Raw genomic sequence first — 23,733 nt, 5'->3', positions numbered from 1 at the left:
GGTCCCCCAACACCGCCGGTGTGGTGTACCCTTTCTCCCGCGCCCACCCCCCCCCCCCCCCCCCGCCCGGGCGCGGGGGGGGGCCCCGGGGCCCGGGGGGGGGGGGGCCCCCCCCCCCCCCACCACCCCTTTCCCTCTTTCCGCGCCGACTGGAGAACCTCCCATGCGCACCCGCACCTCTCTGTACGGTCTGCTCATCGGCCTGCTGCTGGGCGTGGGGCTGCTCCCGGCCGCCACCGCGACCGCGGCCGACAACGGCACCTGGGGGGTCTTCCCCACGCCCGCGGCCGGTGCGGCGATGACCGACCGCGCCTACTTCTTCCACCAGGGCCAGGCCGGGACCACCGTCGACGACAGCGTCACGATCCTGAACTCCTCCGACAAGGAGCTGACGTTCCAGATCTTCGCCACCGACGCCGTCAACACCCCCTCGGGCGGCGCCTTCGCGCTGCTGCCCGTGGAGACGAAGCCGAAGGACGTCGGCGCGTGGATCGCGCTGCCTCCCGAGACGGCCTCCACCGTCACCGTGCCGGCCAAGGGCCGCAAGGACCTGCCGTTCACCGTGAAGGTCCCGGCGGACGCGACGCCCGGCGACCACGTGGGCGGGATCGTCGCCCTCAACACCGCCGTGGAGGGCATACAGCAGGAGGGCAAGGTCCAGGTCGGCGTGAAGCGTTCGGTGGGCGCCCGGCTGTACTTCCGGGTGCCGGGGCCGCTGACTCCCGGGCTCAGCGTGGAGGACGTGAAGGTCGACCGGTCGGCGCCGCTGCTGCCCTGGGTCAAGGACGCCCGCGCCACCATCACGTACACGCTGGTCAACCGGGGCAACGTGGTCGTCGACCCCAAGGTGACGGTGTCCGCCGAGGGCCTGTTCGGGCGGAAGGTGCTGGACCGGCCGGCCCGGGAGCTGAAGCTGGCGCTGCTCCCCGGCCAGCGGATCGAGCTCACCGAACCGTGGCCCGACGCCCCCCAGTCGGACTGGGTGACCGTCAGGATCACCGCCGGGGCGACGGCCCACCCCGAGCTGGTCTCCGCCTCCGAGACGGACTTCGTGGCCGTCCCCTGGCCCGCCGTCGGGTCGCTCCTCGTACTCGCCGGCGCCCTGACGACCTTCCTGGTCCTGCGCCGGCGCCGCCGCCCGGCACACGAGGAACAGCGGGATTCCGAACGGGACCTGACCCACTCGTACTGACCCCCCGGTCCCGGTACGAACGGACTCGCCCCCCGCGGTGAGGGTTGCGGGGGGCGAGCGGTCCTGCGGGCGGCGCGCCGCCCGGTCGGTCAGTGGTTGCGGGGGAAGCCCAGGTCCACGCCGATGTGGCCCTCGGACGGGTCCGGCCAGCGGGTCGTGACGACCTTGCCGCGGGTGTAGAAGTGGATGCCGTCGTTGCCGTAGATGTGGTGGTCGCCGAAGAGCGAGTCCTTCCAGCCACCGAAGGAGTGGTAGCCCACCGGCACCGGGATCGGCACGTTGACGCCGACCATGCCCGCCTCGATCTCCAGCTGGAAGCGGCGGGCGGCGCCGCCGTCACGGGTGAAGATCGCGGTGCCGTTGCCGAACGGCGAGGCGTTGATGAGCGCCACGCCCTCCTCGTAGGTCTCCGCGCGCAGCACGCACAGCACCGGGCCGAAGATCTCGTCGCGGTAGGCGTCGGAGTCGGTCTTCACGTTGTCGAGCAGCGACAGGCCGATCCAGTGGCCGTTCTCGAAGCCGTCCACCGTGTAGCCGGTGCCGTCCAGGACCACGTCGGCGCCCTGGTCGGCCGCGCCCTTGACGTACGAGGCGACCTTGTCGCGGTGGGCGGCCGTGATCAGCGGGCCCATCTCGGAGGTCGGGTCGTTGCCGGGACCGATCTTGATCTTCTCGGCGCGCTCGCGGATCTTGTCGACCAGCTCGTCGGCGATGGAGCCGACGGCCACGACCGCGGAGATCGCCATGCAGCGCTCGCCCGCGGAGCCGTACGCCGCGGAGACCGCCGCGTCGGCGGCCGCGTCCAGGTCGGCGTCCGGCAGCACCAGCATGTGGTTCTTGGCGCCGCCCAGGGCCTGGACGCGCTTGCCGTTGGCGGAGGCCGTGGTGTGGATGTGGCGGGCGATCGGGGTCGAGCCCACGAAGGAGACGGCCGCGATGTCGGGGTGGGACAGCAGCGCGTCGACGGCGACCTTGTCACCGTGGACGACGTTCAGCACGCCCGCCGGCAGACCGGCCTCGGTGGCCAGCTCGGCCAGCTTGTTCGCGGCCGACGGGTCCTTCTCGCTCGGCTTGAGGATGAAGGTGTTTCCGCAGGCCACGGCCAGCGGGAACATCCACATCGGGACCATCGCCGGGAAGTTGAAGGGGGTGATGCCCGCGACGACGCCCAGCGGCTGGCGGATGGCGGAGACGTCCACGCGGTTGGACACCGACGTCGACAGCTCGCCCTTGAGCTGCGTGGTGATCCCGCAGGCCAGCTCGACGATCTCCAGGCCGCGGGCGACCTCGCCGAGCGCGTCCGAGTGGACCTTGCCGTGCTCGGCGGTGATCAGCTCGGCGATGGCGTCGCGGTTGGCGTCCAGCAGGGCGCGGTAGGCGAAGAGCACCTTGGTGCGGGCGGCCAGCGAGGACTGGCCCCAGCTCAAGTACGCCTCCTTGGCGATCCGCACCGCCGCGTCGACCTCTTCGGCCGAGGCGAGCGCGACCTGCGTGGTGACCTCGCCGGTGGCCGGGTCGGTGACCGGGCCGTAGTTGCCCGAAGCGCCCTCGACGGTCTTGCCACCGATCCAGTGGTTGACGGTCTTCATGTGCCTTGCTCCTTCACAGATGGCGACGTCGCTGAGCGGCTTGCCGGTCGTACTCTTCACGGGCCTGGGCCGCCGCTTTGCGCTTCGCGGTCTCGGCCACAGGAACATCCCACCACGCCTGTGCGGGGGGCGGGCCCGACACAGTGTCGGGCGTTCGGGTCTGTACGTAGACACATGTGGGACATGTTGCCGAGCGCGCCTCGGCCAGGGCTTCCCGCAGGTCACGCACGGTACGGGCGCGTATCACGGCCATCCCGAGGGAGGCCGCGTTCGCCGCGAGGTCCACCGGAAGGGGGTCGCCGGTGTACGAGCCGTCGGGCGCCCGGAAGCGGTACCCGGTGGCGAACCCCTCGCCGCCCACGGCCCCCGAAAGCCCCCCGATCGAGGCGTACCCGTGGTTGTCGAGGACGACCACCTTGATCGGGATCCCCTCCTGCACGGCCGTGACGATCTCGGTCGGGTTCATCAGGTACGTCCCGTCGCCGACCAGCGCCCACACCGGGCGCCCGGGCGCGGCCAGCGCCACCCCGATCGCGGCCGGGATCTCGTAGCCCATGCAGGAGTAGCCGTACTCCAGGTGGTACTGGTCGCCCGAGCGGGCCCGCCACAGCTTGTGCAGGTCCCCGGGGAGCGAGCCGGCGGCATTGACGAGGATGTCGCTCGCGTCCACCAGCGAGTCGAGCAGCCCAAGGACCTGGGCCTGCGTGGGCGGCAGATCCTCGCCTCCCTCCCCGACGCTCCAGGCGGCGTCGACCCGCCGCTCCCACTCCCGCTTCCCCTCCCCGTACGAGGCCGTGTACGCGGGATCCACCCGGTACCCGGCCACCGCCTGGCGGAGTTCGCCGAGTGCTTCGCGGGCATCGGCGACCAGCGGGAGGGCGGCGAGTTTGTGGGCGTCGTACGGATCGAGGTTCAGGCCGACGAACCGCACGGCCGGGTTCCGGAACAGGGTCGCGGAGGCGGTGGTGAAGTCCGTCAGCCTGGTCCCGGCGGCGATCACCAGGTCGGCCTCCCGGGCCAGCGCGGCGGCGGTGGCCGTGCCCGTGTGCCCGATCCCGCCGACCTCGGCCGGGTGGTCGTGGGGGAGCACGCCCTTGCCCGCCTGGGTCGTGGCCACGGGGATCCCGGTGGCCTCGGCGAACTCCGCCAGCGCGGCCCCGGCCGCGCTGTGCCGGATCCCGCCGCCCGCGACGATCAGGGGCCGCGCGGCACCCCGTACGGCGGCGGCGGCCTCGGCGAGCTCGGCGCGGTCGGGCCGGGGCCTGCGTACGCCCCACACCCGCTCGGCGAAGAACTCCTCGGGCCAGTCGTACGCCTCGGCCTGCACGTCCTGCGGCAGCGCGAGGGTGACGGCGCCGGTTCGCACGGGGTCGGTGAGCACCCGCATGGCCTGGAGGGCGGCCGGGACCAGCGCCTCGGGGCGGGTGATCCGGTCGAAGTGGCGGGAGACCGGCCGCAGGGTGTCGTTGACGGAGACATCCCCCGCCTCCTGCACCTCCATCTGCTGCAGCACGGGATCGGCGGGCCGGGTCGCGAAGGTGTCCCCGGGCAGCAGGAGCACCGGGATCCGGTTGATCGTCGCTCCGGCCGCGCCGGTGACGAGGTTGGTGGCGCCGGGCCCGATGGAAGTGGTCACGGCGTGCGCGGACAGCCGTCCGCACTGCCGGGCGTATCCGACGGCCGCGTGCACCATGGCCTGCTCGTTGCGCCCCTGGAAGAAGGGCATGTCCTCCGCGCCCGTCTCCAGCAGCGCCTGCCCGATCCCGGCGACGTTCCCGTGCCCGAAGATCCCCCAGGTGGCGGCGATCAGCCGGTGCCGGCGCCCGTCGCGCTCGGTGTACTGCCTGCTCAGGAACCGTACGAGCGCCTGTGCGACGGTGAGCCTCATCGCGCTTCGTCCTCCGCTCGGCCTCGGTGAAAGGGCAGCCTGGGGTCGATCTCCTGCCCGTCCCAGCTGCCGCGGATCCAGGCGTGCTCGGGGTGGTCCCGGATCAGCCACTCCCGGGGCTCGCCGGGCGGCCCGGCCATCACGTTCAGGTAGTACATGTCGTGCCCGGGCGCGGCGATGGACGGCCCGTGCCAGCCGTCGGGGATCAGCACCGCGTCACCGCTCCCGACTTCCGCCAGGATGTCGGTCTTCCCCGCGGGAGACGGTGTGACGCGCTGGTACCCGACCCCGGGCGTCTCCCCGTGGGGCGCGATCTCGAAGTAGTAGATCTCCTCCAGGCGGGACTCCTCGCCGGGGGCGTGCGTGTCGTGCTTGTGGGGCGGGTACGAGGACCAGTTCCCGCCGGGGGTGAGCACCTCGACGGCGATGAGCCGGTCCGCGGGGAACACGCCGGCGGCCCCGAAGTTGTGGACCTGCCGAGAACACTGCCCGGCCCCGCGCAGCTCCACGGGGACCCCGGCCGCGGATCCGTACCGGGCGGGATGCCTCCGCTCGCACCGCGCCCCGGCGAGCGCGAACCGCCCTCCTCCTGCCGCCTCGATCTGGACGCTGCTGTCCCGGGGTACGTACGCGAAGTCACTGACCCCCTCGAACACCCCGCCCCGCCCGTGCAGTTGGAACGCGGTCAGTGGGGTGTCGGGCCCTGCGGGGCTTCCCCCACCCCGCCCCTTCCCGAAACCGTGGGCTCCGCCCCCGGACCCCCGGTCCTCAAACGCCGGACGGGCTGAAAGATCCAGCCCTTCCGGCGGAACATCCAGCCCCGCCGGCGCTTGAGGCGCGGGGTCCGGGGCGGAGCCCCGACCTTCGAGCCCCGCCGGCGTTTGAGGCGCGGGGTCCGGGGCGGCGGAGCCCCGGGGAACGGAGGAAGGGCGGGTAGGGGACGGCTCCGCGCAGCGGACCTCGCACCCACCCGACAACGGCAGCACGATCCACTCGCACTCCCCCGAATCGAACCGGTACACCTCCCCCGGCTCCAACACGAGCACGAGCAGCCTCGTCCACTCCATCCCCCACTCAGCAACCACCGGCACGCCCCAGCACCTCCTCCACCTCGTACGAGAACGGCATCGCGGAGGAACACGCCAGCCGCGAGGCGACGATCGCCCCCGCCGCGTTCGCGTACCGCACCACCGCCTCCAGCGGCCACCCCGCCAGCAGCCCGTGGCACAGCGCCCCGCCGAACGCGTCCCCCGCGCCCAGCCCGTTCACCACCGCCACCCGCACCGGCGGGACCTCCGCCACCGTCCCGTCGCGGTGGACCGCCAGCACGCCCTCCGCTCCGCGTTTCACGACGGCCAGTTCCACCCCGGCCTCCAGCAGGGCCGCCGCAGCCGCGTACGGATCGGACCGTCCCGTGGCGATCTCGCACTCCTCGGGGTTCCCGACGGCCACCGTCGCCCCCGCCAGCGCACGCTCGTAGTACGGCTCGGGCTTCTCCCGCCACAGCATCGGCCGCCAGTCCAGGTCGAACACCGTCGTCCCCGACCCCCCACGGGATTCCAGCGCGGCCAGCGTCGCCGCCCGCGAGGGCTCTTCGCTCAGTCCCGTCCCCGTCATCCAGAACACCTTCGCGGCCCGCACCGCCGCCAGGTCCACCTCCGCCGGCTCGATCTCCAGATCGGGTGCCTTCGGCAGCCGGTAGAAGTAGAGCGGAAAGGAATCCGGCGGGAACATCTCGCAGAAGGTGATCGGCGTCGGCAGCCCCGCGACCTCCGTCACCCACCGGCCGTCCACCCCGAACCCCTTGAGCTCCGACCGGAGATACCCGCCGAAGGGATCGGCCCCGGTGCGGCTGATCAGTGCGGTCCGCCGCCCCAGCCTGGCCGCCGCGACGGCGACGTTGGCCGGGGAGCCGCCCAGGAACTTGCCGAAGGTCTCGGCCTCGGCCAGTGATACCCCGGTCGCCAACGGGTAGAGATCCACCCCGATCCGGCCCATCGTGATCAGGTCGAACTCCAACGGATCGCCACTTCCGGTCACTGCCAGTCCTCCCTCTCGTCCTCCATCTAAGGTGCCCGTCATGACGTCCTCCCCGCCCGCGTTGACCCGTATCCGTGTCGGTTCGGCTCCGGACTCCTGGGGTGTCTGGTTTCCCGACGACCCCCGGCAGACCCCTTGGGAGCGCTTCCTCGACGAGGTCGCGGACGCCGGGTACGAGTGGATCGAGCTCGGCCCGTACGGATATCTGCCCACCGATCCCGACCTGCTCGCCGAGGAGACCGCCAAGCGCGGGCTGCGGGTCTCGGCCGGCACCGTCTTCACCGGACTCCATCACGGTCCCGCCGTGTGGGAGGACACCTGGGAGCACGTGTCGCGGATCGCGGAGCTGACCCGGGCCATGGGCGCGGCGCACCTCGTCGTGATCCCCTCCTTCTGGCGGGACGACAAGACCGGCGAGGTGCTGGAGGACCGCACCCTCACCCCCTCCCAGTGGCGTGAACTGGCCTCGCAGACCGAGCGCCTGGGCAAGGAGGTCCAGGACCGGTACGGGCTGCGGATCGTGGTCCATCCGCACGCGGACACCCACATCGACACCCCGGGGAACGTGGCGCGTTTCCTCGACGCCACCGACCCCGCGCTGGTCTCACTCTGCCTGGACACGGGGCACTACGCGTACTGCGGCGGCGACAGCGTCCGGGCCATCGAGACCTTCGCCGAGCGCATCGGCTACCTCCACCTCAAGCAGGTGGACCCGCGGATCCTCGCCGAAGTCGTCGCGCAGGAGCTGCCCTTCGGGCCGGCCGTGGGCCGCGGGGTGATGTGCGAGCCGCCTTCGGGCGTGCCGGCGCTGGAGCCGGTGCTCGCCGCCGCCCAGCGGCTCGGCGTGGACCTCTTCGCGATCGTCGAGCAGGACATGTACCCCTGCCCGCCCGACCGGCCGTTGCCGATCGCCCGCCGCACCCGCGACTACCTGCGCTCCTGCGGCGCCCGCTGACTCCCCGGAGGAGACGACCATGAGCAGCACGCTCGGCATCGCCGTCATCGGTACGGGCAAGATGGGGGCCGACCACGTCCGCCGGATCGGGCGGAGCGTCGGCGGGGCCCGTGTGGTGGCCGTGGCCGATCCCGACGGGGACCGGGTCAAGGAGGTCGCGGGCGCCCTGGACGGGGCGAGCGCGCACACCGACCCGGCGGCCGCGATAGCCGCACCCGGTGTCCGGGCGGTACTGATCGCCTCCCCGGGACCCGCCCACGAGGAGGCGGTCCTGCACGCCCTGGACCGGGGGCTGCCGGTGCTGTGCGAGAAGCCGCTGACCCCGGATCCGGCGGGGGCGCTGCGGATCATGGCGGCGGAGCAGCGGCTGGGGCGGCGCCTGGTGCAGGTGGGTTTCATGCGGCGGTTCGACGCCGAGTACGAGCGGCTGAAGGAGCTGCTGGACGCGGGCGGGATCGGGCGGCCGCTGTTCCTGCACTGCCGGCACCGCAACGCCGCCTCGCCGTCGTTCTTCACCAGCTCCATGCTGATCAGCGATTCCGTGGTGCATGAGGTGGACGCGGCCCGCTGGCTGCTGGGGCAGGAGATCACGGCGGTCACCGTGGTCTCCCCGCGGCCCACGGCGGCGGCCCCGGAGGGGCTGCGCGATCCCCGGCTGGTGCTGCTGGAGACCTCCGGCGGGGCCGTCGTCGACGTGGAGATCTTCGTGAACTGCGGTTTCGGCTACCAGGTGCAGTGTGAGGCGGTGGGCGAGTCGGGCAGTGCCCGGATCGGTGACGGCCACGCGATGGTGGTGCAGTCGGCGGGCCGCTGGGGCGGGGAGATCGACCAGGACTTCACGGTGCGCTTCGCCGATGCCTACGACCGCCAGCTGCGCCGCTGGGTGGCCGCGGCGGCGCGCGGCGGGGTGGCGGGACCCGACGCCTGGGACGGCTACGCGGCGGCGGCCGTCTCGGAGGCGGGCATCACGGCCGCCCGAACCGGCGTACGCACCCCCGTGGAGCTGGCGGAACGCCCACCCCTGTACCACTGACCCCGCCGCACCCCTCCGACCCCTTCGACCCCCTTTTCCACCCCTGTGCCGCATCTGTCACAGGCGTCTCCGTCGTGTCACCCATATCCGCATTACGCGGGTTTTCCGTCACAGGGGTTCGACAGCCCCTCCCCCGCCCTCGCCTCGCGTCGTTCCCCGGGCACAACGCGAGTGATCGGCAGTGTCCACGCGCCGGCTCCCCGACGGCCTCCCGGCCGGCCCCGCGGCGTGGACAAGGAGGTGTCTTTGGCATGAGCGACCGACAGTTGTGGTCGTACAAGGAGATCGCCGCCCACATCCGGGTCCAGCCGGACACGGTGCGCTCCTACCGCAAGCACGGACTTCTCCCCCCGCCCGACCATGTGGAAGGCGGCAAGCCCTACTGGTACGCCGACACGGTCCGCGCCTGGGTGGCCCGGCGCCCCGGCAACCGGGGTCGCGGCGGGGACTGACCCGTACGCGGCTGCGGGACGGGGACCGACCACCCCCGTCCCGCAGCCGATCCGCAGCCGATCCGCACCCGGGATCAGGCCGTCCCGACGGGGACCTTCTCCCGCTCCGGCCGCGCCTCCGGCTCCACGGGCGCCCCGACGGACTCCCCTTCGCTCAGTCCGAACCTCTCGTGCAACCTGCGCAGCGGGCCCGGAGCCCACCAGGTGGCCTTGCCGGTCAGCTTCATGACCGCCGGCACCAGGAGGCTGCGCACGACCATGGCGTCCATCAGGACCGCCAGCGCGATTCCGAGCCCCAGCATCTTGGTGTTGGTCACCCGCGAGGTGCCGATGGCCACCATCACCACGGCCAGGATCAGGGCCGCCGCGGTGATCAGCCCGCCGGTGCGTGCCAGCCCGGTCCGCACGGCGCCCTCGTGGTCCCCGGTCCGGTCGTACTCCTCCTTGATCCGGGATATGAGGAACACCCCGTAGTCCATGGACAGTCCGAAGGCGATGCAGAACATGAGGACCGGCAGCGTGGTCTCGATGTCCCCGGTGGAGGTGAAGGAGAGCAGTCCGGAGAGGTTGCCCTCCTGGAAGACCCACACCACCGCTCCGAACATCGCGGTCAGACTGAGGGCGTTGAGCAGCACCGCCTGGAGCGGTATCAGCAGGCTTCCGGTGAGCAGGAAGACGAGCAGCAGGGTGGCCAGCGCCACCAGGGCCAGGGCGGTGGGCAGGGCGTCCGCAATGGCCTGCTTGGTGTCGACGAGCCTCGCCGCCTGGCCCGCCACGGAGGTCCGGAAGCCGGCATCGACCTTCCGCACCTCGCCGACCAGGTCCTGGGCCTGCGGGCTGGCTCCCTCACCCTCGGCGATGACGGAGAAGTGCGCGTACCGCGCCTCGGGGCCGGTGGCCATCGGCCCGTCGATGCGGACCACGCCGGGCAGAAGTGCCACCCGGTCCTTGTAGGCGGCGAGCTCGGCGGGGCCGGAGGCTCCCTCGGCGAGCACGGTGAGACCGCCGCCGGGGCTGCCCGGGAAGGCGTCCCGGATCTGCTGCTGGACCACGTGCGATTCCGCGGTCTTGGGCAGCTGCCTGTCGTCCACGCTGCCGAACTTCACTCCGAGGAAGGGAAGCCCGAGGAGCAGCAGTCCCGCCGTGGTGGCCGCCGCGAACAGCGGGGCCCTGCGCATCACCAGAAGGGCCGCCCGCCCCCAGCCCCGGCCCGTCTCCGCCGCGGCGTCGGGCGCGGCACCGGCTGCGCGCCTGCGCCGCCACAGTCGGCGCAGGTCGAAGGAGTTGACCCGCTCGCCGAGCAGGATCAGGGCCGCCGGCAGCAGGAGCAGTGCGGCCGCTGCCGCGAGGAGAACCACCGCGACACCGGCGTAGGCGAAGGAGCGCAGGAAGGACATCGGGAAGAAGGCCATGGCCGAGAGGGCCACCGCGACGGTCAGCGCGGAGAAGAGCACGGTGCGCCCGGCGGTGCGCAGGGTGGTCCCGACCGCGCCGGCCGGGTCCTGTCCGGCCGCGAGCTCCTCACGGAACCTGCGGACGATGAACAGGGCGTAGTCGATGGCGAGTCCGAGGCCGAGCGCGGTGGTCAGGTTCTGGGCGAAGACCGAGACCTCGGTGAACTCGGTGAGCCCGCGCAGCACCGCGTTGGTGCCGAGAATGGCCATGATGCCGACGCCGAGCGGCAGCAGGGCCGCGACGGCGCTGCCGAAGACGAGCACGAGCAGGACGAGGGTGACCGGCAGGGCGATCAGCTCGGCACGCAGGAGGTCTTCCTGGATGGTCGTGGTCACCTCGCGCTGGACCGCGACGGGTCCGCCCAGGGAGACCCGCACCGGCCCGTGTTCGCCCCGGTAGTGGGGGGAGATCCGGTCCAGCACCTCGGTGGCGGTCTTCTGGTCGCCCGGCACCCTGGCGGCGATCAGGGCCTGGCGGCCGTCCTCGGAGCGCAGTGCGGGCAGCCGGGTGCGCCAGTACGATCCGACGCCGACGACCCCCTCTTCCGAGGCGAGCCGGGCCGTCAGCCGCTCCGCCTCGGCGGCGACCGCGGGGTCGTCCACCCCGGCGGCCCCGGCACCCGGCCCCGCGTCCACGAGCAGCAGCAGATTGGGTTGCGAGGCCGGGAACTCGCGTTCCAGGGCCGCGGCGGCGTAGGTGGACTGGGCGGCCGGGTCCTCCCATCCGCCACTGCTCATCCGCTCGGCGACGCCGCCGCCCGCGACCACGGCCAGGACGGTGACCAGCAGGGCGAGGAGCAGCGAGAGCCGCGGTCGGGCCGTGACGAACCGGATCCACCTGCCGCTCTCCCCGGGCAACGGTGGATTCTTGACTTCGGGCATGACTCGGTGTCCCCTTCACCGTGATTGCCAGGCCTAATAGACTGGCAAACACGAGCAGTCGCTCGCGTTTCCTCAGAATGCGAGCGGCCGCTCGCGTTTGTCAATCACCCACGGGAAGCAGGGGATTGGACATGCCGAGGACCTCCAGGGACAAAACGACCGAAATCCAGACAGCCGGCGAGACCGCCGAGGCCGACGGGACCACCGCGCCGCGCCGCCGCCAGGCACGGGGCGAGCGCCGGATCGCCCAGCTCCTGGCCGCCGCCGCCGGGGTGTTCTGCCGTACCGGCTACGCGGCGGCCAGCACCAACGCCATCGCCCGGGAGGCCGGCGTGTCGCCGGGCACGCTCTACCAGTTCTTCCCGAACAAGGAGGCCATCGCGATCGAGCTCGGCGGCCGGCTCCTCCTCCACGCCCGGGAGACCCACGGCCAGGCCTTCCTGCCCCAGAACCTCGGCCTTCCGCTGCCCGAGGCGCTGGACGCCGTCCTGGACCCGCTGATCGCCTTCAACTGCGAGAACCCGGCCTTCTGGGCCCTCATGCACGGCTCCGGGGTCCCGGGGGGCATCGACAAGGAGCACGAAGAACTCCACACCAACATGACCGCTCAGGTCCGCAGCGCCCTGCACTCCCTCGCACCCGAGGTCCCGCCGGCCGAGCTCGACCACATCGCGAACATGGTCCTCGGCATCTTCAAGGCGTCCCTGGACCTGATCCTGGCCCACGAGGGCGCCCAGCGCGACGCGTACGTCGCCGAGCTGAAGACCGTCCTGCTGCGCTACCTGGAGCCGATCGTCACCACGACTCGCTCCCGCTGACCCGCTCCCCGCGCGGCGCCTCCGCGCTGCGCTCCCCCGCCGACCGGTTCCGGTCCCGCAGCCTCAACCCCACCAGCGGGAACACCAGCACCGACAACATCCCCGCCCCCACCAGCGCGGCCGCCTCGCCCGGAGTCACCTTCCCGTCCTCCACCCCGAGGGTGGTGATCGCGACCACCAGCGGCAGCGCCGTGGACCCGAACAGCACCAGCGCCGAACGGTCGCTCCCGCGCAGGTCCCCGGGGGCCAGCAGCCGGATCGGCAGCCCGCGCACCACCAGGAACAGCAGCAGGAACAGCGGCAGCAGCAGGAGCTCCCGGCCGCCCGCGAGCAGCGCCTTCAGGTCGAACTCGATCCCGGTGACCACGAAGAACACCGGCACCAGGAAGCCGAAGCCCATGGCCTCCACCTTCGACAGCACGGTCGCACTGCTCTCCGGCGCGGCCCCGTGCAGCACGAGCCGGGTGACGAGGCCGGCCGCGAAGGCCCCGAGCAGGATGTCGAGGCCGAGCACCTGGGCCAGCGCCAGCATCGACACCAGGAGCAGGACGACCAGCCGCACCGCGAACTGCGCACTGCTGTGCAGGGTCTTGGCGATGACCGTGCTGAACCAGGGCGGCTTGGGGCGCAGCGCCCAGAACACGGCCGCCGCCGTCAGCACCGCGAAGGCCGCGAGCAGCACCGCCGACCGCGCCGGGGAACGGCCGCTGAGCAGCACGGCCATGGCGATGATCGGCCCGAACTCGCCGATGGTGCCCATCGCCATCATCACGGAGCCGAACCGGCTCTGGAGGTCCCCGGCGTCCCTCAGCACGGGCAGGATCGTGCCCAGCGCGGTGCTGGTGAGCGCGGTGCCGACGTAGACGCCCTTGTCGAAGCCGCCGCCGTGGGCGAGCAGGATCCCGACGCCCAGGCCCAGCACGAGGGAGATGAGCCAGGCCCACGCCGACCGCTTGAGGGTGTCCCCCTTGACCCGGTCGAATTCGAGCTCGTAGCCGGCCAGGAAGATCAGCATGGCGAGGCCGAGGTTGCTCAGTACGTCGATCACCCCGCCGGTGTGCGCCCACCCGAGGACGTCGGGGCCGATCAGGATCCCCAGCAGGATCTCGAAGATCACCAGCGGTACGGCCAGCCATCGCGAGACTCCGTAGGCCAGCAGGGGGGCGAGCACGGCGACGGCCATGATGAGGACGAGACTTCCGGGCTGATCCATAACGGCCATTTACGTACAGTTCCCGCATACCGGCCAGTTTTGAAGGCGCGGGGCTCGCTTTATACCCCCCAGGGGTATAGTCTCGAAGTGTCGGGAGGACGGTGGAGGGATCCATCGCCTCCGGCGACCGGACACGTACGCCCCGAAGAGGAGAACGACATGACCGCCGAGACGGACACCCGGACCACCACCGTCTACCGCGTGACCGGCATGAGCTGCGGGCACTGCGAGGGCTCGGTGACCAACGAGCTCAGCGCCCTGCCCGGCGTCAGCTCGGTCAAGGCCGTCGCCGCGACCGGCGAGGTCACCGTGGTCTCCGACGCCCCGCTCGCCGAGGAGGACGTCCGCGCCGCGATCGACGAGGCCGGCTACGAGCTCGTCGGCCAGGCCTGAGGCGACCGCAGGACCCCGCAGATTTCCGCCGGGCCGTACCGTCCAGCTCATACTGGTTCCGTACGGCCCGGCCCTCCCCCTGGAGCCGGAACATGAGCAGCACAGTGCACGACGGGCCCATAGCGGCGGTGGAACTCTCGATCGGCGGGATGACCTGCGCCTCCTGCGCGGCCCGGATCGAGAAGAAGCTCAACCGGATGGACGGCGTCGAGGCCACGGTGAACTTCGCCACCGAGAAGGCGAAGGTCTCCTACCGCGGTGACGTCCAGGTCGCCGACCTGATCGCCACCGTCGTGAAGACCGGCTACACCGCCGAGGAGCCCCCGCCGCCGGAGCCGCTCCCCGAGCAGGAGGAGGCCGAGGCCCCCCGCGACCCCGAGCTCGCCGCCCTGCGCCACCGGCTGCTCGTCTCCGCCGCGCTCGCGCTGCCCGTCGTCCTGCTCTCCATGATCCCGGCCCTCCAGTTCGACAACTGGCAGTGGCTCTGCCTGACGCTCGCCGCCCCCGTCGTGGTCTGGGGCGCGTACCCCTTCCACAAGGCCGCCTGGACCAACGCCCGGCACGGCGCCGCCACCATGGACACCCTGGTCTCGGTCGGCACCCTGGCGGCCTTCGCCTGGTCGCTGTGGGCCCTGTTCTTCGGCCACGCGGGCATGCCCGGCATGCGCCACGGCTTCGACCTGACGATCTCCCGTACGGACGGCTCCTCGGCCATCTACCTGGAGGTCGCGGCGGGGGTCGTCTCCTTCATCCTGCTCGGCCGCTACCTGGAGGCCCGCTCCAAGCGGAAGGCCGGCGCGGCCCTCAAGGCGCTGCTGGAGCTCGGCGCCAAGGACGTGGCCGTGCTGCGCGGCGGCTCCGAGGTGCGGATCCCCGTGGCGGAGCTGGTGGTCGGCGACCGGTTCGTCGTCCGCCCCGGCGAGAAGATCGCCACCGACGGCACGGTCGTCGAGGGCAGCTCGGCCGTGGACGCCTCCATGCTGACCGGCGAGTCGGTTCCGGTCGAGGTCGCCGTCGGGGACTCCGTCACCGGCGCCACCGTCAACGCCTCCGGGCGGCTGGTCGTCGAGGCCACCCGGATCGGCGCCGACACCCAGCTCGCCCGGATGGCCAAGCTCGTCGAGGACGCGCAGAACGGCAAGGCCGAGGTGCAGCGCCTCGCGGACCGGATCTCCGGGATCTTCGTGCCGATCGTGCTGGTCCTGGCCCTGGGCACCTGGGCCGCCTGGATGCTGATCACGGGCGAGGCCACCGCCGCCTTCTCCGCCGCCGTGGCCGTCCTGATCATCGCCTGCCCCTGCGCACTCGGCCTGGCCACCCCGACCGCGCTGATGGTCGGCACCGGCCGGGGCGCGCAACTCGGCATCCTGATCAAGGGCCCCGAGGTGCTGGAGTCCACCCGCCGCGTGGACACCGTCGTACTGGACAAGACCGGGACCGTCACCACCGGCCGGATGAAGCTGGCCGAGGTGCACACCGCCCTGGGCGTGGACGAGAAGGAGCTGCTGCGGCTCGCGGGCTCCCTGGAGCACGCCTCCGAGCACCCGATCGCCCGGGCCGTCGCCACCGGCGCGGCCGAGCGGGCGGGCTCCCTGCCGGTCCCCGAGGGCTTCGAGAACGTGGCGGGCCTCGGCGTGCAGGGCGTGGTGGACGGGCACGCGGTCCTGGTGGGCCGCGAGCGGCTGCTGGCCGACTGGTCCATCTCCCTGCCGGAGGACCTCGCCGGGGCCAAGGCGGCCGCCGAGGCGGCGGGCGGCACCGCCGTGCTGGTCGCCTGGGACGGCGAGGCGCGCGGGGTCCTGACCGTGGCCGACGCCGTCAAGGAGACCAGCGCCGAGGCGGTCTCGCGACTGCGGGCGCTGGGCCTGACCCCGGTCCTGCTGACCGGCGACAACAAGGCCGTCGCCGAGACGGTGGCCCGCGAGGTGGGCATCGACGAGGTGATCGCCGAGGTGCTCCCGCAGGACAAGGTGGACGTCGTACGCCGGCTCCAGGCCGAGGGCCGTACGGTCGCCATGGTCGGCGACGGGGTCAACGACGCGGCCGCCCTGGCCCAGGCGGATCTGGGGCTGGCCATGGGCACCGGCACCGACGCGGCCATCGAGGCCGGCGACCTGACCCTCGTACGGGGAGACCTGCGGGTGGCGGCGGACGCGATCCGGCTGTCGCGCCGGACCCTGGGCACCATCAAGGGGAACCTGTTCTGGGCCTTCGGGTACAACGTGGCGGCGCTGCCGCTGGCGGCCGCGGGACTGCTCAACCCGATGATCGCGGGGGCCGCGATGGCCTTCTCCTCGGTCTTCGTGGTGACCAACAGCCTACGGCTGCGTTCCTTCCGGTAGTGGACAGCCTCCCCACCGCCCACACCGTTCCTTCACAGGAGACGCAGATCACAGTGACGGCAACGTAACCATCCGGGGTCGTCGTGGGTCTAATGGGGCGATGCCAGGAACGTCTTGGGGGACGTCCAGGGGTATCGGCCGGCCGGGATTCGTGCCGCGGGAAGCCTTGAGCGGCCGTCCCGTGCTGAACGGGTCCCGGCACCACTGACGCCCCGGCTCGGGTCCCGTGGGGGGAATCCGTACCGGGGAAAAGGAAAGCGCCCCGACCGTCGACCCGTGGGGGGATCGACGGCGGGGCGCTTTTCGTGCGTCCAGGGGCCCTTGGGGGCCTGGAAGACCTCGGGTCAGCGGGCCTCTACCGGCACGAAGTCGCGCAGGACCTCGCCGGTGTAGATCTGGCGCGGGCGGCCGATGCGGGAACCCGGCTCCTTGATCATTTCCTGCCACTGGGCGATCCAGCCGGGCAGTCGGCCGAGCGCGAAGAGCACGGTGAACATCTCGGTCGGGAAGCCCATGGCCCGGTAGATCAGACCGGTGTAGAAGTCCACGTTCGGGTAGAGGTTGCGCGAGACGAAGTACTCGTCGGCCAGCGCGTGCTCTTCCAGCTTCAGCGCGATGTCGAGCAGCTCGTCGCTCTTGCCGAGCGAGGAGAGGACGTCGTGCGCCGCCGCCTTGATGATCTTCGCCCGGGGGTCGAAGCTCTTGTAGACGCGGTGTCCGAAGCCCATGAGGCGGACGCCGTCTTCCTTGTTCTTCACCTTGCGGATGAAGGCGTCGACGTCGCCGCCCTCGTTCTTGATGCCTTCCAGCATCTCGAGCACCGACTGGTTGGCGCCGCCGTGCAGCGGGCCCCACAGGGCGGAGATGCCGGCCGAGATCGAGGCGAACATGTTCGCCTGCGAGGAGCCGACCAGGCGCACGGTGGAGGTCGAGCAGTTCTGCTCGTGGTCCGCGTGCAGGATCAGCAGCTTGTCGAGCGCGGAGACCACGACCGGGTCCAGGTCGTACTCCTGGGCCGGCACGGAGAAGGTCATGCGCAGGAAGTTCTCGACGTAGCCGAGGTCGTTGCGCGGGTAGACCACCGGGTGGCCGACCGACTTCTTGTACGCGTACGCGGCGATCGTCGGGAGCTTGGCCAGCAGCCGGATCGTCGAGAGGTTGCGCTGCTTCTCGTCGAAGGGGTTGTGGCTGTCCTGGTAGAAGGTCGACAGCGCGCTGACGACGGAGGACAGCATCGCCATCGGGTGCGCGTCGCGCGGGAAGCCGTCGTAGAAGCGCTTGACGTCCTCGTGCAGCAGCGTGTGCTGGGTGATCTCGTTGCGGAACGACGCGAGCTGATCGACGGTCGGCAGCTCACCGTTGATCAGCAGGTAGGCGACCTCGATGAAGGTCGAGCGCTCGGCCAGCTGCTCGATCGGGTAGCCGCGGTAGCGCAGGATGCCCTGCTCGCCGTCGAGGTAGGTAATCGCGGACTTGTAGGCCGCGGTGTTGCCGTAGCCGCTGTCCAAGGTGACGAGCCCGGTCTGGGCCCGCAGCTTCGAGATGTCGAAGCCCTGGTCACCGACGGTGCTCTCGACCACCGGGTAGGTGTATTCACCGTCCGCGTACCGGAGTACTACAGAGTTGTCGCTCACGTCATCCCTCACCGACGTAGTGCCTCTTCTTCGAGGTGCCCTGACTGCCTCTACCTTCCCCCATTTGGCGCAGGAGAGTGCACTCGGGGTCGGCCTTTGGTACTTCCGACGGCACTCAGTGCCGTCAAGCTGCTCATCCTGCCCCCTCCGCACCAGTGGCGGAACCCCAAATGATCGATCATCTAGGTGATGTTTCCCACCGGTATCCGGCCGGACAGCCTCGACGCCACGGACGTGTACCTCCTGCCTGCGGAAACGGTACGCACCGCCTGGGCGAGGGCCTTGCGGGACCCGACGAGGACGACCAGTTTCTTCGCCCTGGTGACCGCCGTGTAGAGCAGATTTCGCTGGAGCATCATCCAGGCCCCGGTGGTGACCGGGATCACCACCGCCGGATATTCACTCCCCTGCGAACGGTGGATGGTGACGGCGTAGGCGTGGGCGAGCTCGTCGAGTTCCGCGAACTCGTAACCGATCTCCTCGTCCTCCTCCGTCCGCACCGTCAGGCGCTGTTCGTCGAGGTCCAGGCCGATGACCACGCCCACCGTGCCGTTGAAGACGCCATTGGCCCCCTTCTCGTAGTTGTTCCGGATCTGGGTGACCTTGTCGCCCACGCGGAAGACGCGGCCGCCGAACCTCTTCTCGGGCAGGTTCGGCCGGGCCGGCGTCATGGCCTGCTGGAGCAGGCCGTTGAGGTTTCCGGCGCCGGCCGGGCCCCGGTGCATGGGGGCGAGGACCTGGACGTCCCGCCGGGGGTCGAGCCCGAATCTGGCCGGAATCCTTCGGGCGGCCACGTCCACGGCGAGCACGCCCGCCGCCTCGGTGTCCTCCTCGGGGAAGAGGAAGAAGTCCGGCAGCCCGTCGGTGAGCGGCGGCACACCGGTGTTGATCCGGTGGGCGTTGGTGACCACCCCCGACTGCTGGGCCTGGCGGAAGATCCGGGTCAGCCGGACCGCGGGCACCGGGCCGCCCTCGGCCAGCAGGTCCCGCAGCACCTCCCCGGCACCGACGGACGGCAACTGGTCCACATCCCCCACCAGCAGCAGGTGCGCACCCGGCGCCACGGCCTTGACCAGCTTGTTGGCCAGCAGGAGGTCGAGCATCGAGGCCTCGTCCACCACGACCAGGTCCGCGTCCAGCGGCCGGTCCCGGTCGTAGGCCGCGTCCCCGCCCGGTTTGAGCTCCAACAGCCGGTGCACCGTGGAGGCCTCCGCCCCGGTGAGCTCGGACAGCCGCTTGGCCGCGCGGCCGGTGGGCGCGGCCAGCACCACCTTGGCCTTCTTGGCCCGGGCCAGCTCCACGATCGAGCGCACGGTGAAGGACTTCCCGCAGCCCGGCCCGCCCGTGAGCACCGCGACCCGCCGGGTCAGCGCCAGCTTGACCGCCTCCCGCTGCTCGGGCGCGAGGTCGGCCCCGGTCCGCCCGGCGAGCCAGCCCAGCGCCTTGTCCCAGTCCACGTCCTGGAAGGCGGGCATCCGGTCGTCCTCGGCGTTCAGGAGCCGGCGCACCTGCCCGACCAGCGACAGCTCGGCCCGGTGGAAGGGCACCAGGTACACGGCGGTCAGCGGATCCGGCCCGCCCTGCGGATCCGGTACCGGTTCCCGTACGACCCCTTCCGGATCGGCCGCGAGCTCCGCCAGGCAGTCGATCACCAACCCCGTGTCCACCTGCAGCAGCTTGACCCCGTCGGCGATGAGCCTGTCCTCGGGCAGGAAGCAGTGCCCCTGGTCGGTGGACTGGGACAGGGCGTACTGGAGCCCCGCCTTGACCCGCTCGGGGCTGTCGTGCGGGATGCCGACCGCCTGGGCGATGCGGTCGGCGGTGAGGAAACCGATGCCCCACACGTCGGCGGCGAGCCGGTAGGGCTGGTTCTTCACCACCGAGATCGAGGCGTCGGCGTACTTCTTGTAGATGCGCACCGCGATGGAGGTGGAGACGCCGACGCCCTGGAGGAAGACCATGACCTCCTTGATGGCCTTCTGCTCCTCCCAGGCGGCGCCGATCAGCTTCGTGCGCTTGGGGCCGAGCCCGGGCACCTCGATCAGCCGCTTCGGCTCCTCCTCGATGACGTCGAGGGTGTCGGTGCCGAAGTGCTCCACGATCCGGTCGGCGATCTTCGGCCCGATGCCCTTGATCAGCCCCGAGCCCAGATAGCGGCGGATGCCCTGGATCGTCGCCGGGAGCACGGTCTTGTAGTTCTCCACGGTGAACTGCTTGCCGTACTGCGGATGGGAGCCCCAGCGCCCCTCCATGCGCAGCGACTCGCCGGGCTGCGCGCCCAGCAGCGAGCCGACCACCGTCAGCAGGTCCCCGGAGCCCCGGCCGGTGTCCACCCGGGCGACCGTGTACCCGTTCTCCTCATTGGCGTAGGTGATGCGCTCGAGCACCCCCTCGACCACCGCCAGTTGCACGACCCCGTCCATTGCCATGCCCCGAAGCTACCGCCCGGCGCCGACAGCGCGTCAGGCCTGTGGACAACAGCACTGAGGGGGTCCTGCCTTCCGGCCGGACCCCCTCACGGTTACCCCTCCCGCGTCGGGCTTCCCGATCCCCCCAGATCCCTCCCCGGAAGCACCGACGCAACGTACGACCCGCGACACCCACCGGCGGTTGCATCAGGATGCACAGCTTTGCAAACCCATTACTCAAGATGCCGCCGAATCAACACGCAAGTAGCGTTCCGGACATGAGCGAACCTTCATTCCAGGACGACGTGCTGGGCGAACTCGGTGACGACAGGCTGAACGAGATCGCCTCGCTCCTCGGCACCGACACCGCGGGAGCGCGCGACGCCGTCGCCACCACGGCGGACGCGATGGCCGGAGGCCTCCAGGCGAAGGCCGACGACGACGAGGTCCGCCAGGCCTTCGCGGAGGTGGCCGAGCCCCAGCTGCAGGGCGTGTCCACGCTCGGCGGCGGCCTGGGCGGCCTGCTCGGCGGTGGGATGATGGCCGGGGTACTGGCCAAGGCGAGCAAGCCCGTGGCCAACGCGGTCTCGAAGAAGACGGGCATCCCCGCGCCCACCGTCTCCCGGGTCATCGAGATGCTGATCCCGGTCCTGCTGGCGGTCTTCGCCAAGCGCGCCGCCGCCGGCAAGACGGGCGCGGGCGCCCCTGCCGCGGGCCCCTCGCAAGGCGGCCTCGGCGACCTCCTGGGCCAGATCCTGGGCGGCGGCAAGAAGTAGGAACCCACCCGTTCGGCGGCCCGCGACCATAAAATCGGTCCCATGGCTGACAACGTGCGGCTGCGAAGCCCCGAACCGGGAGACCTGGGCTGGATCGTGCAGCGCCACGGCGCGCTGTACGCGGCCGAGTACGGCTGGAACAGCGAGTTCGAGGGCCTGGTCGCCCGGATCGTCGCGGACTTCGCCCAGGACCACGACCCCTACCTGGAGCGGGTGTGGATCGCCGAACTGGACGGCCGGCCCGTCGGCTCCGTGATGTGCGTACGGGAGGAGAGCACCCCCGGCACCGCCCGGCTGCGGCTCCTCCTCGTCGACCCGGAGGGGCGCGGCCACGGCATCGGCACGTCCCTGGTCTCCGCGGTGATCGACTTCGCCCGCTCGGTCGGCTACCGCGAACTCGTCCTGTGGACCAACGACGTGCTTGACGACGCCCGCGAGCTCTACCTGCGGGCGGGCTTCACGCTGATCGCGGAGCGCCCGCACCGCTCGTACGGAGTGAGCCTGACGGGCCAGGACTGGCGGCTCCCGCTCCAGGAGAGCCGCCCCCACTGAGCCGCGCGGGCGCCCGCGAGGTCAGGGCGACCCCGCCCACCAGCAGCACCGCCGCCACCCACCGCAGCCCGGAAACGGACTCCCCCAGCACCAGGGCCGCCGACGACATCCCGAACACCGGCACCAGCAGCGAGAACGGCGCCACCGCCGAAGCCGGGTAGCGGCGCAGCAGATACCCCCAGGCCCCGAACCCGAACACGGTCGACACCCACGCCACGTACCCGATGACGCCCACCCCGGACCAGTCCAGCCCGCGCAGCGCGGCCATGTCCCGCTCGGGCCCCTCGAACAGCAGCGACAGCACGAACAGCGGCAGCACCGGCACCGTGCAGACCCACACCATGAAGTTCAGCGCGTCGGGCGGCGAGGCCTTGCGCGTCAGCACATTGGAAACGCCCCAGCACACGGCGGCCGCCACCACCAGCCCGAAGCCGAGCACCGGCCCGCCCGCGCCCCCGTCCACGGCGGCCACCGCGATCCCGGACAACGCGACCCCCATCCCCGACACCCGCACCCACCCGGGCCGCTCCCGCAGGAAGACCGCGGCGAAGACAGCGGTGAAAACGGCCTGGATCTGCAGCACCAGCGAGGACAACCCGGCCGGCATCCCGGCCGCCATCCCGGTGAAGAGCAGGCCGAACTTGGCGACCCCCAGGGCCACTCCGACCCCGATGATCCACTTCCAGGCGACCTTGGGCCGCCCGACGAAGAACACGGCGGGCAGGGCGGCGACGAGGAAGCGCAGGGCCGACAACAACAGCGGCGGGAAGTGACCGAGCCCGATCTCGATGACGACGAAGTTGAAGCCCCACAGGGCGGCGACGAGCACGGCGAGTGCGGTGTGTACGGGACGCATGCAACGAGCATCCCCGCCCCCACGATGAAGCACCAGCACGAGTATCTACCCCTACGGATGAAGCAATGCTTACGATTGAGGCATGCTCGATCTCGCCCGAATGCGCGCCCTGCACGCCGTCTCCGTCCACGGCTCGGTCGCGGGCGCGGCGGCCGCCCTCGGCTACACCCCCTCCGCCGTCTCCCAACAGATCGCGAAGCTGGAACGGGAGACCCGCACCACCCTCCTGGAACGGCGCGGCCGAGGGGTCGCGCTGACCGAGGAGGCCCGGCATCTGGCCGCCACCGCCCAGGAGTTGCTGGCCATCGTGGAGCGCGCCGAAACCACCCTGGAGGAGCGCCGCGGCCTGCCGAGCGGTCTGCTGACGGTGGCCGCCTTCGCCTCGGCGGCCCGCGGTCTGATGCCGGCCGTACTGGCCGACCTGGCGCGCCGCCATGCCGCCCTGGACGTCCGCCTCACCGAGGTCGACCCGCACCTCTCGGTGGACCTGGTGGCCCGCGGCGTCACCGACCTGGCGGTGGCCCACGACTGGGACATCGCCCCCCTCCCCGCCCCCGAAGGCATCGACCAGGCGGTCATCGGCGATGACCCCTGCGACCTGATCGTCCCGGCCGGCCACCCCTTCACCACCCGCCGGACCATCCGCCGCGGCGACCTCGGCGGCGAGCGGTGGATCTGCCAGCCGCCGGGCCGAGTCTGCCACGACTGGCTGGTGCGGACCCTGCGCACGGCCGGGTTCGAGCCGGACATCGCGCACGTAGCCGAGGAGAACCACACCATCGTCGCGCTGGTCGCGGCCGGGCTCGGCGTGGCCGTGGTCCCCCGCCTGGGCACCGGCCGGCTCCCGCCGGGCGCGGTGGCCGTCCCGCTGGAACCGGGGCCCGTACGCCGTCTCTACGCCCTCTGGCGCACCGGTGCGGCCCGCCGCCCCGCCATCACGGAAACCGTCCGCACCCTCCAGTCCCACTGGCCCCCGCCCTGACCCACCGGGCCGTCCCCCGCGCCCCGTCCCGCCGGGTGTCCCCGCACTCCCGCGCCGTCGGGGTCGGGCGTGCGGCGGGGCGCCCCCGCGCCGTCGGGGTCGGGTGTGCGGCGGGGCGCCCCCGCAGCCCCGCGCTCCCGCGCCGGCGGGGTCGGGTGCGCGGCGGGGCGCCCCCGCAGGGCGTCGAACGCAACCACGTCGTACATGTCCGCTGCCTCCGCACGTTCGACGCCCGAGGAGGTGCCCCGGCGCGCGCGCCCGGCCCCGACGGCCC

Annotated in this window: 18 protein-coding genes and 1 pseudogene; 10 read left to right on the top strand and 9 right to left on the bottom strand. The window is 71.9% G+C overall.

Annotated elements, in window-relative coordinates:
• Positions 1-163 precede the first annotated feature (163 nt).
• The gene (locus ACIQ5Y_RS39050; RefSeq protein WP_403892052.1) at positions 164-1,192 is read left to right on the top strand and encodes a WxL protein peptidoglycan domain-containing protein; all 1,029 of its coding nucleotides are present in this window, start codon (positions 164-166) and stop codon (positions 1,190-1,192) included.
• Positions 1,193-1,281: 89 nt separating this feature from the next.
• On the opposite strand, the gene ACIQ5Y_RS39045 is transcribed toward ACIQ5Y_RS39050, so the two are convergent.
• From ACIQ5Y_RS39045 to iolC, 4 genes are read right to left on the bottom strand one after another with little or no spacing between them, the layout of a single operon-like run.
• Positions 1,282-2,781 carry a CoA-acylating methylmalonate-semialdehyde dehydrogenase gene (locus ACIQ5Y_RS39045; protein ID WP_403892049.1) on the bottom strand — a complete coding sequence of 500 codons (1,500 nt, stop codon included), beginning with the start codon at positions 2,779-2,781 and terminating at the stop codon, positions 1,282-1,284.
• 13 nt (positions 2,782-2,794) lie between these two features.
• Positions 2,795-4,669: a 3D-(3,5/4)-trihydroxycyclohexane-1,2-dione acylhydrolase (decyclizing) gene (gene iolD, locus ACIQ5Y_RS39040; RefSeq protein WP_403892046.1), complete on the bottom strand. Its 1,875-nt coding sequence runs from the start codon at positions 4,667-4,669 to the stop codon at positions 2,795-2,797.
• Complete coding sequence (gene iolB / locus ACIQ5Y_RS39035) at positions 4,666-5,736, bottom strand: 5-deoxy-glucuronate isomerase (protein WP_403892055.1); 1,071 nt, start codon at positions 5,734-5,736, stop codon at positions 4,666-4,668. The genes iolD and iolB overlap by 4 nt, the downstream gene beginning before the upstream one ends.
• Positions 5,737-5,743: 7 nt before the next feature.
• Positions 5,744-6,709: a 5-dehydro-2-deoxygluconokinase gene (gene iolC / locus ACIQ5Y_RS39030; RefSeq protein WP_403892043.1), complete on the bottom strand. Its 966-nt coding sequence runs from the start codon at positions 6,707-6,709 to the stop codon at positions 5,744-5,746.
• A gap of 40 nt (positions 6,710-6,749) precedes the next feature.
• Here iolC and ACIQ5Y_RS39025 point away from each other — a divergent pair, with 40 nt between their 5' ends.
• The 3 genes from ACIQ5Y_RS39025 (at position 6,750) to ACIQ5Y_RS39015 (ending at position 9,149) form a co-directional block, all read left to right on the top strand.
• The gene (locus tag ACIQ5Y_RS39025; RefSeq protein ID WP_403892040.1) at positions 6,750-7,664 is read left to right on the top strand and encodes a sugar phosphate isomerase/epimerase family protein; all 915 of its coding nucleotides are present in this window, start codon (positions 6,750-6,752) and stop codon (positions 7,662-7,664) included.
• 19 nt (positions 7,665-7,683) lie between these two features.
• Entirely contained in the window at positions 7,684-8,697 is a 1,014-nt protein-coding gene (locus tag ACIQ5Y_RS39020; protein WP_403892037.1) for a Gfo/Idh/MocA family protein, read from the top strand.
• Positions 8,698-8,948: 251 nt separating this feature from the next.
• Entirely contained in the window at positions 8,949-9,149 is a 201-nt protein-coding gene (locus tag ACIQ5Y_RS39015) for a MerR family transcriptional regulator (protein WP_365171386.1), read from the top strand.
• Positions 9,150-9,223: 74 nt separating this feature from the next.
• Here the strand turns inward: ACIQ5Y_RS39015 and ACIQ5Y_RS39010 are convergent, their stop codons facing one another.
• The gene (locus ACIQ5Y_RS39010; RefSeq protein ID WP_403892034.1) at positions 9,224-11,485 is read right to left on the bottom strand and encodes an MMPL family transporter; all 2,262 of its coding nucleotides are present in this window, start codon (positions 11,483-11,485) and stop codon (positions 9,224-9,226) included.
• 131 nt (positions 11,486-11,616) lie between these two features.
• Between ACIQ5Y_RS39010 and ACIQ5Y_RS39005 the strand changes: the two genes are divergently transcribed.
• Positions 11,617-12,303, top strand: coding sequence for a TetR/AcrR family transcriptional regulator (locus ACIQ5Y_RS39005; protein ID WP_403892031.1), 687 nt, complete (start codon positions 11,617-11,619; stop codon positions 12,301-12,303).
• On the opposite strand, the gene ACIQ5Y_RS39000 is transcribed toward ACIQ5Y_RS39005, so the two are convergent.
• Positions 12,281-13,516, bottom strand: a complete 1,236-nt coding sequence (locus ACIQ5Y_RS39000) for a cation:proton antiporter (RefSeq protein ID WP_403892028.1) — start codon at positions 13,514-13,516, stop codon at positions 12,281-12,283. The two genes, ACIQ5Y_RS39005 and ACIQ5Y_RS39000, sit on opposite strands and share 23 nt — an antisense overlap.
• Before the next feature lie 159 nt (positions 13,517-13,675).
• Between ACIQ5Y_RS39000 and ACIQ5Y_RS38995 the strand changes: the two genes are divergently transcribed.
• Entirely contained in the window at positions 13,676-13,909 is a 234-nt protein-coding gene (locus ACIQ5Y_RS38995; RefSeq protein ID WP_403892025.1) for a heavy-metal-associated domain-containing protein, read from the top strand.
• Between the two features lie 92 nt (positions 13,910-14,001).
• Positions 14,002-16,251, top strand: coding sequence for a heavy metal translocating P-type ATPase (locus tag ACIQ5Y_RS38990; protein ID WP_403892022.1), 2,250 nt, complete (start codon positions 14,002-14,004; stop codon positions 16,249-16,251).
• 344 nt (positions 16,252-16,595) lie between these two features.
• Here the strand turns inward: ACIQ5Y_RS38990 and ACIQ5Y_RS38985 are convergent, their stop codons facing one another.
• Positions 16,596-17,885 carry a citrate synthase gene (locus ACIQ5Y_RS38985; protein ID WP_403892019.1) on the bottom strand — a complete coding sequence of 430 codons (1,290 nt, stop codon included), beginning with the start codon at positions 17,883-17,885 and terminating at the stop codon, positions 16,596-16,598.
• Positions 17,886-18,067: 182 nt separating this feature from the next.
• A complete protein-coding gene (locus ACIQ5Y_RS38980; protein ID WP_403892016.1) occupies positions 18,068-20,314 on the bottom strand; it encodes an ATP-dependent RecD-like DNA helicase in 2,247 nt (748 codons plus the stop codon).
• A gap of 257 nt (positions 20,315-20,571) precedes the next feature.
• Between ACIQ5Y_RS38980 and ACIQ5Y_RS38975 the strand changes: the two genes are divergently transcribed.
• Positions 20,572-21,069 (top strand): DUF937 domain-containing protein, encoded by a 498-nt coding sequence (locus ACIQ5Y_RS38975; RefSeq protein WP_403892013.1) that lies wholly within the window; start codon positions 20,572-20,574, stop codon positions 21,067-21,069.
• Between the two features lie 54 nt (positions 21,070-21,123).
• Positions 21,124-21,621: pseudogene (locus tag ACIQ5Y_RS38970) on the top strand (GNAT family N-acetyltransferase); the annotation flags it as partial.
• Here the strand turns inward: ACIQ5Y_RS38970 and ACIQ5Y_RS38965 are convergent.
• Complete coding sequence (locus tag ACIQ5Y_RS38965; protein WP_403892010.1) at positions 21,527-22,477, bottom strand: EamA family transporter; 951 nt, start codon at positions 22,475-22,477, stop codon at positions 21,527-21,529. The pseudogene ACIQ5Y_RS38970 and the gene ACIQ5Y_RS38965 sit on opposite strands and share 95 nt — an antisense overlap.
• Before the next feature lie 82 nt (positions 22,478-22,559).
• On the opposite strand from ACIQ5Y_RS38965, the gene ACIQ5Y_RS38960 reads away from it, so the two are divergent.
• Positions 22,560-23,459: a LysR family transcriptional regulator gene (locus tag ACIQ5Y_RS38960; RefSeq protein ID WP_403892006.1), complete on the top strand. Its 900-nt coding sequence runs from the start codon at positions 22,560-22,562 to the stop codon at positions 23,457-23,459.
• The last annotated feature ends 274 nt before the right edge of the window (positions 23,460-23,733 follow it).

This window comes from Streptomyces sp. NPDC096339 (assembly GCF_044762985.1).
Classification (GTDB): Bacteria; Actinomycetota; Actinomycetes; order Streptomycetales; family Streptomycetaceae; genus Streptomyces.
The sequence above is the reverse complement of the archived record's forward strand: the minus strand, read 5'-3'. Positions and strand labels throughout refer to the sequence as shown.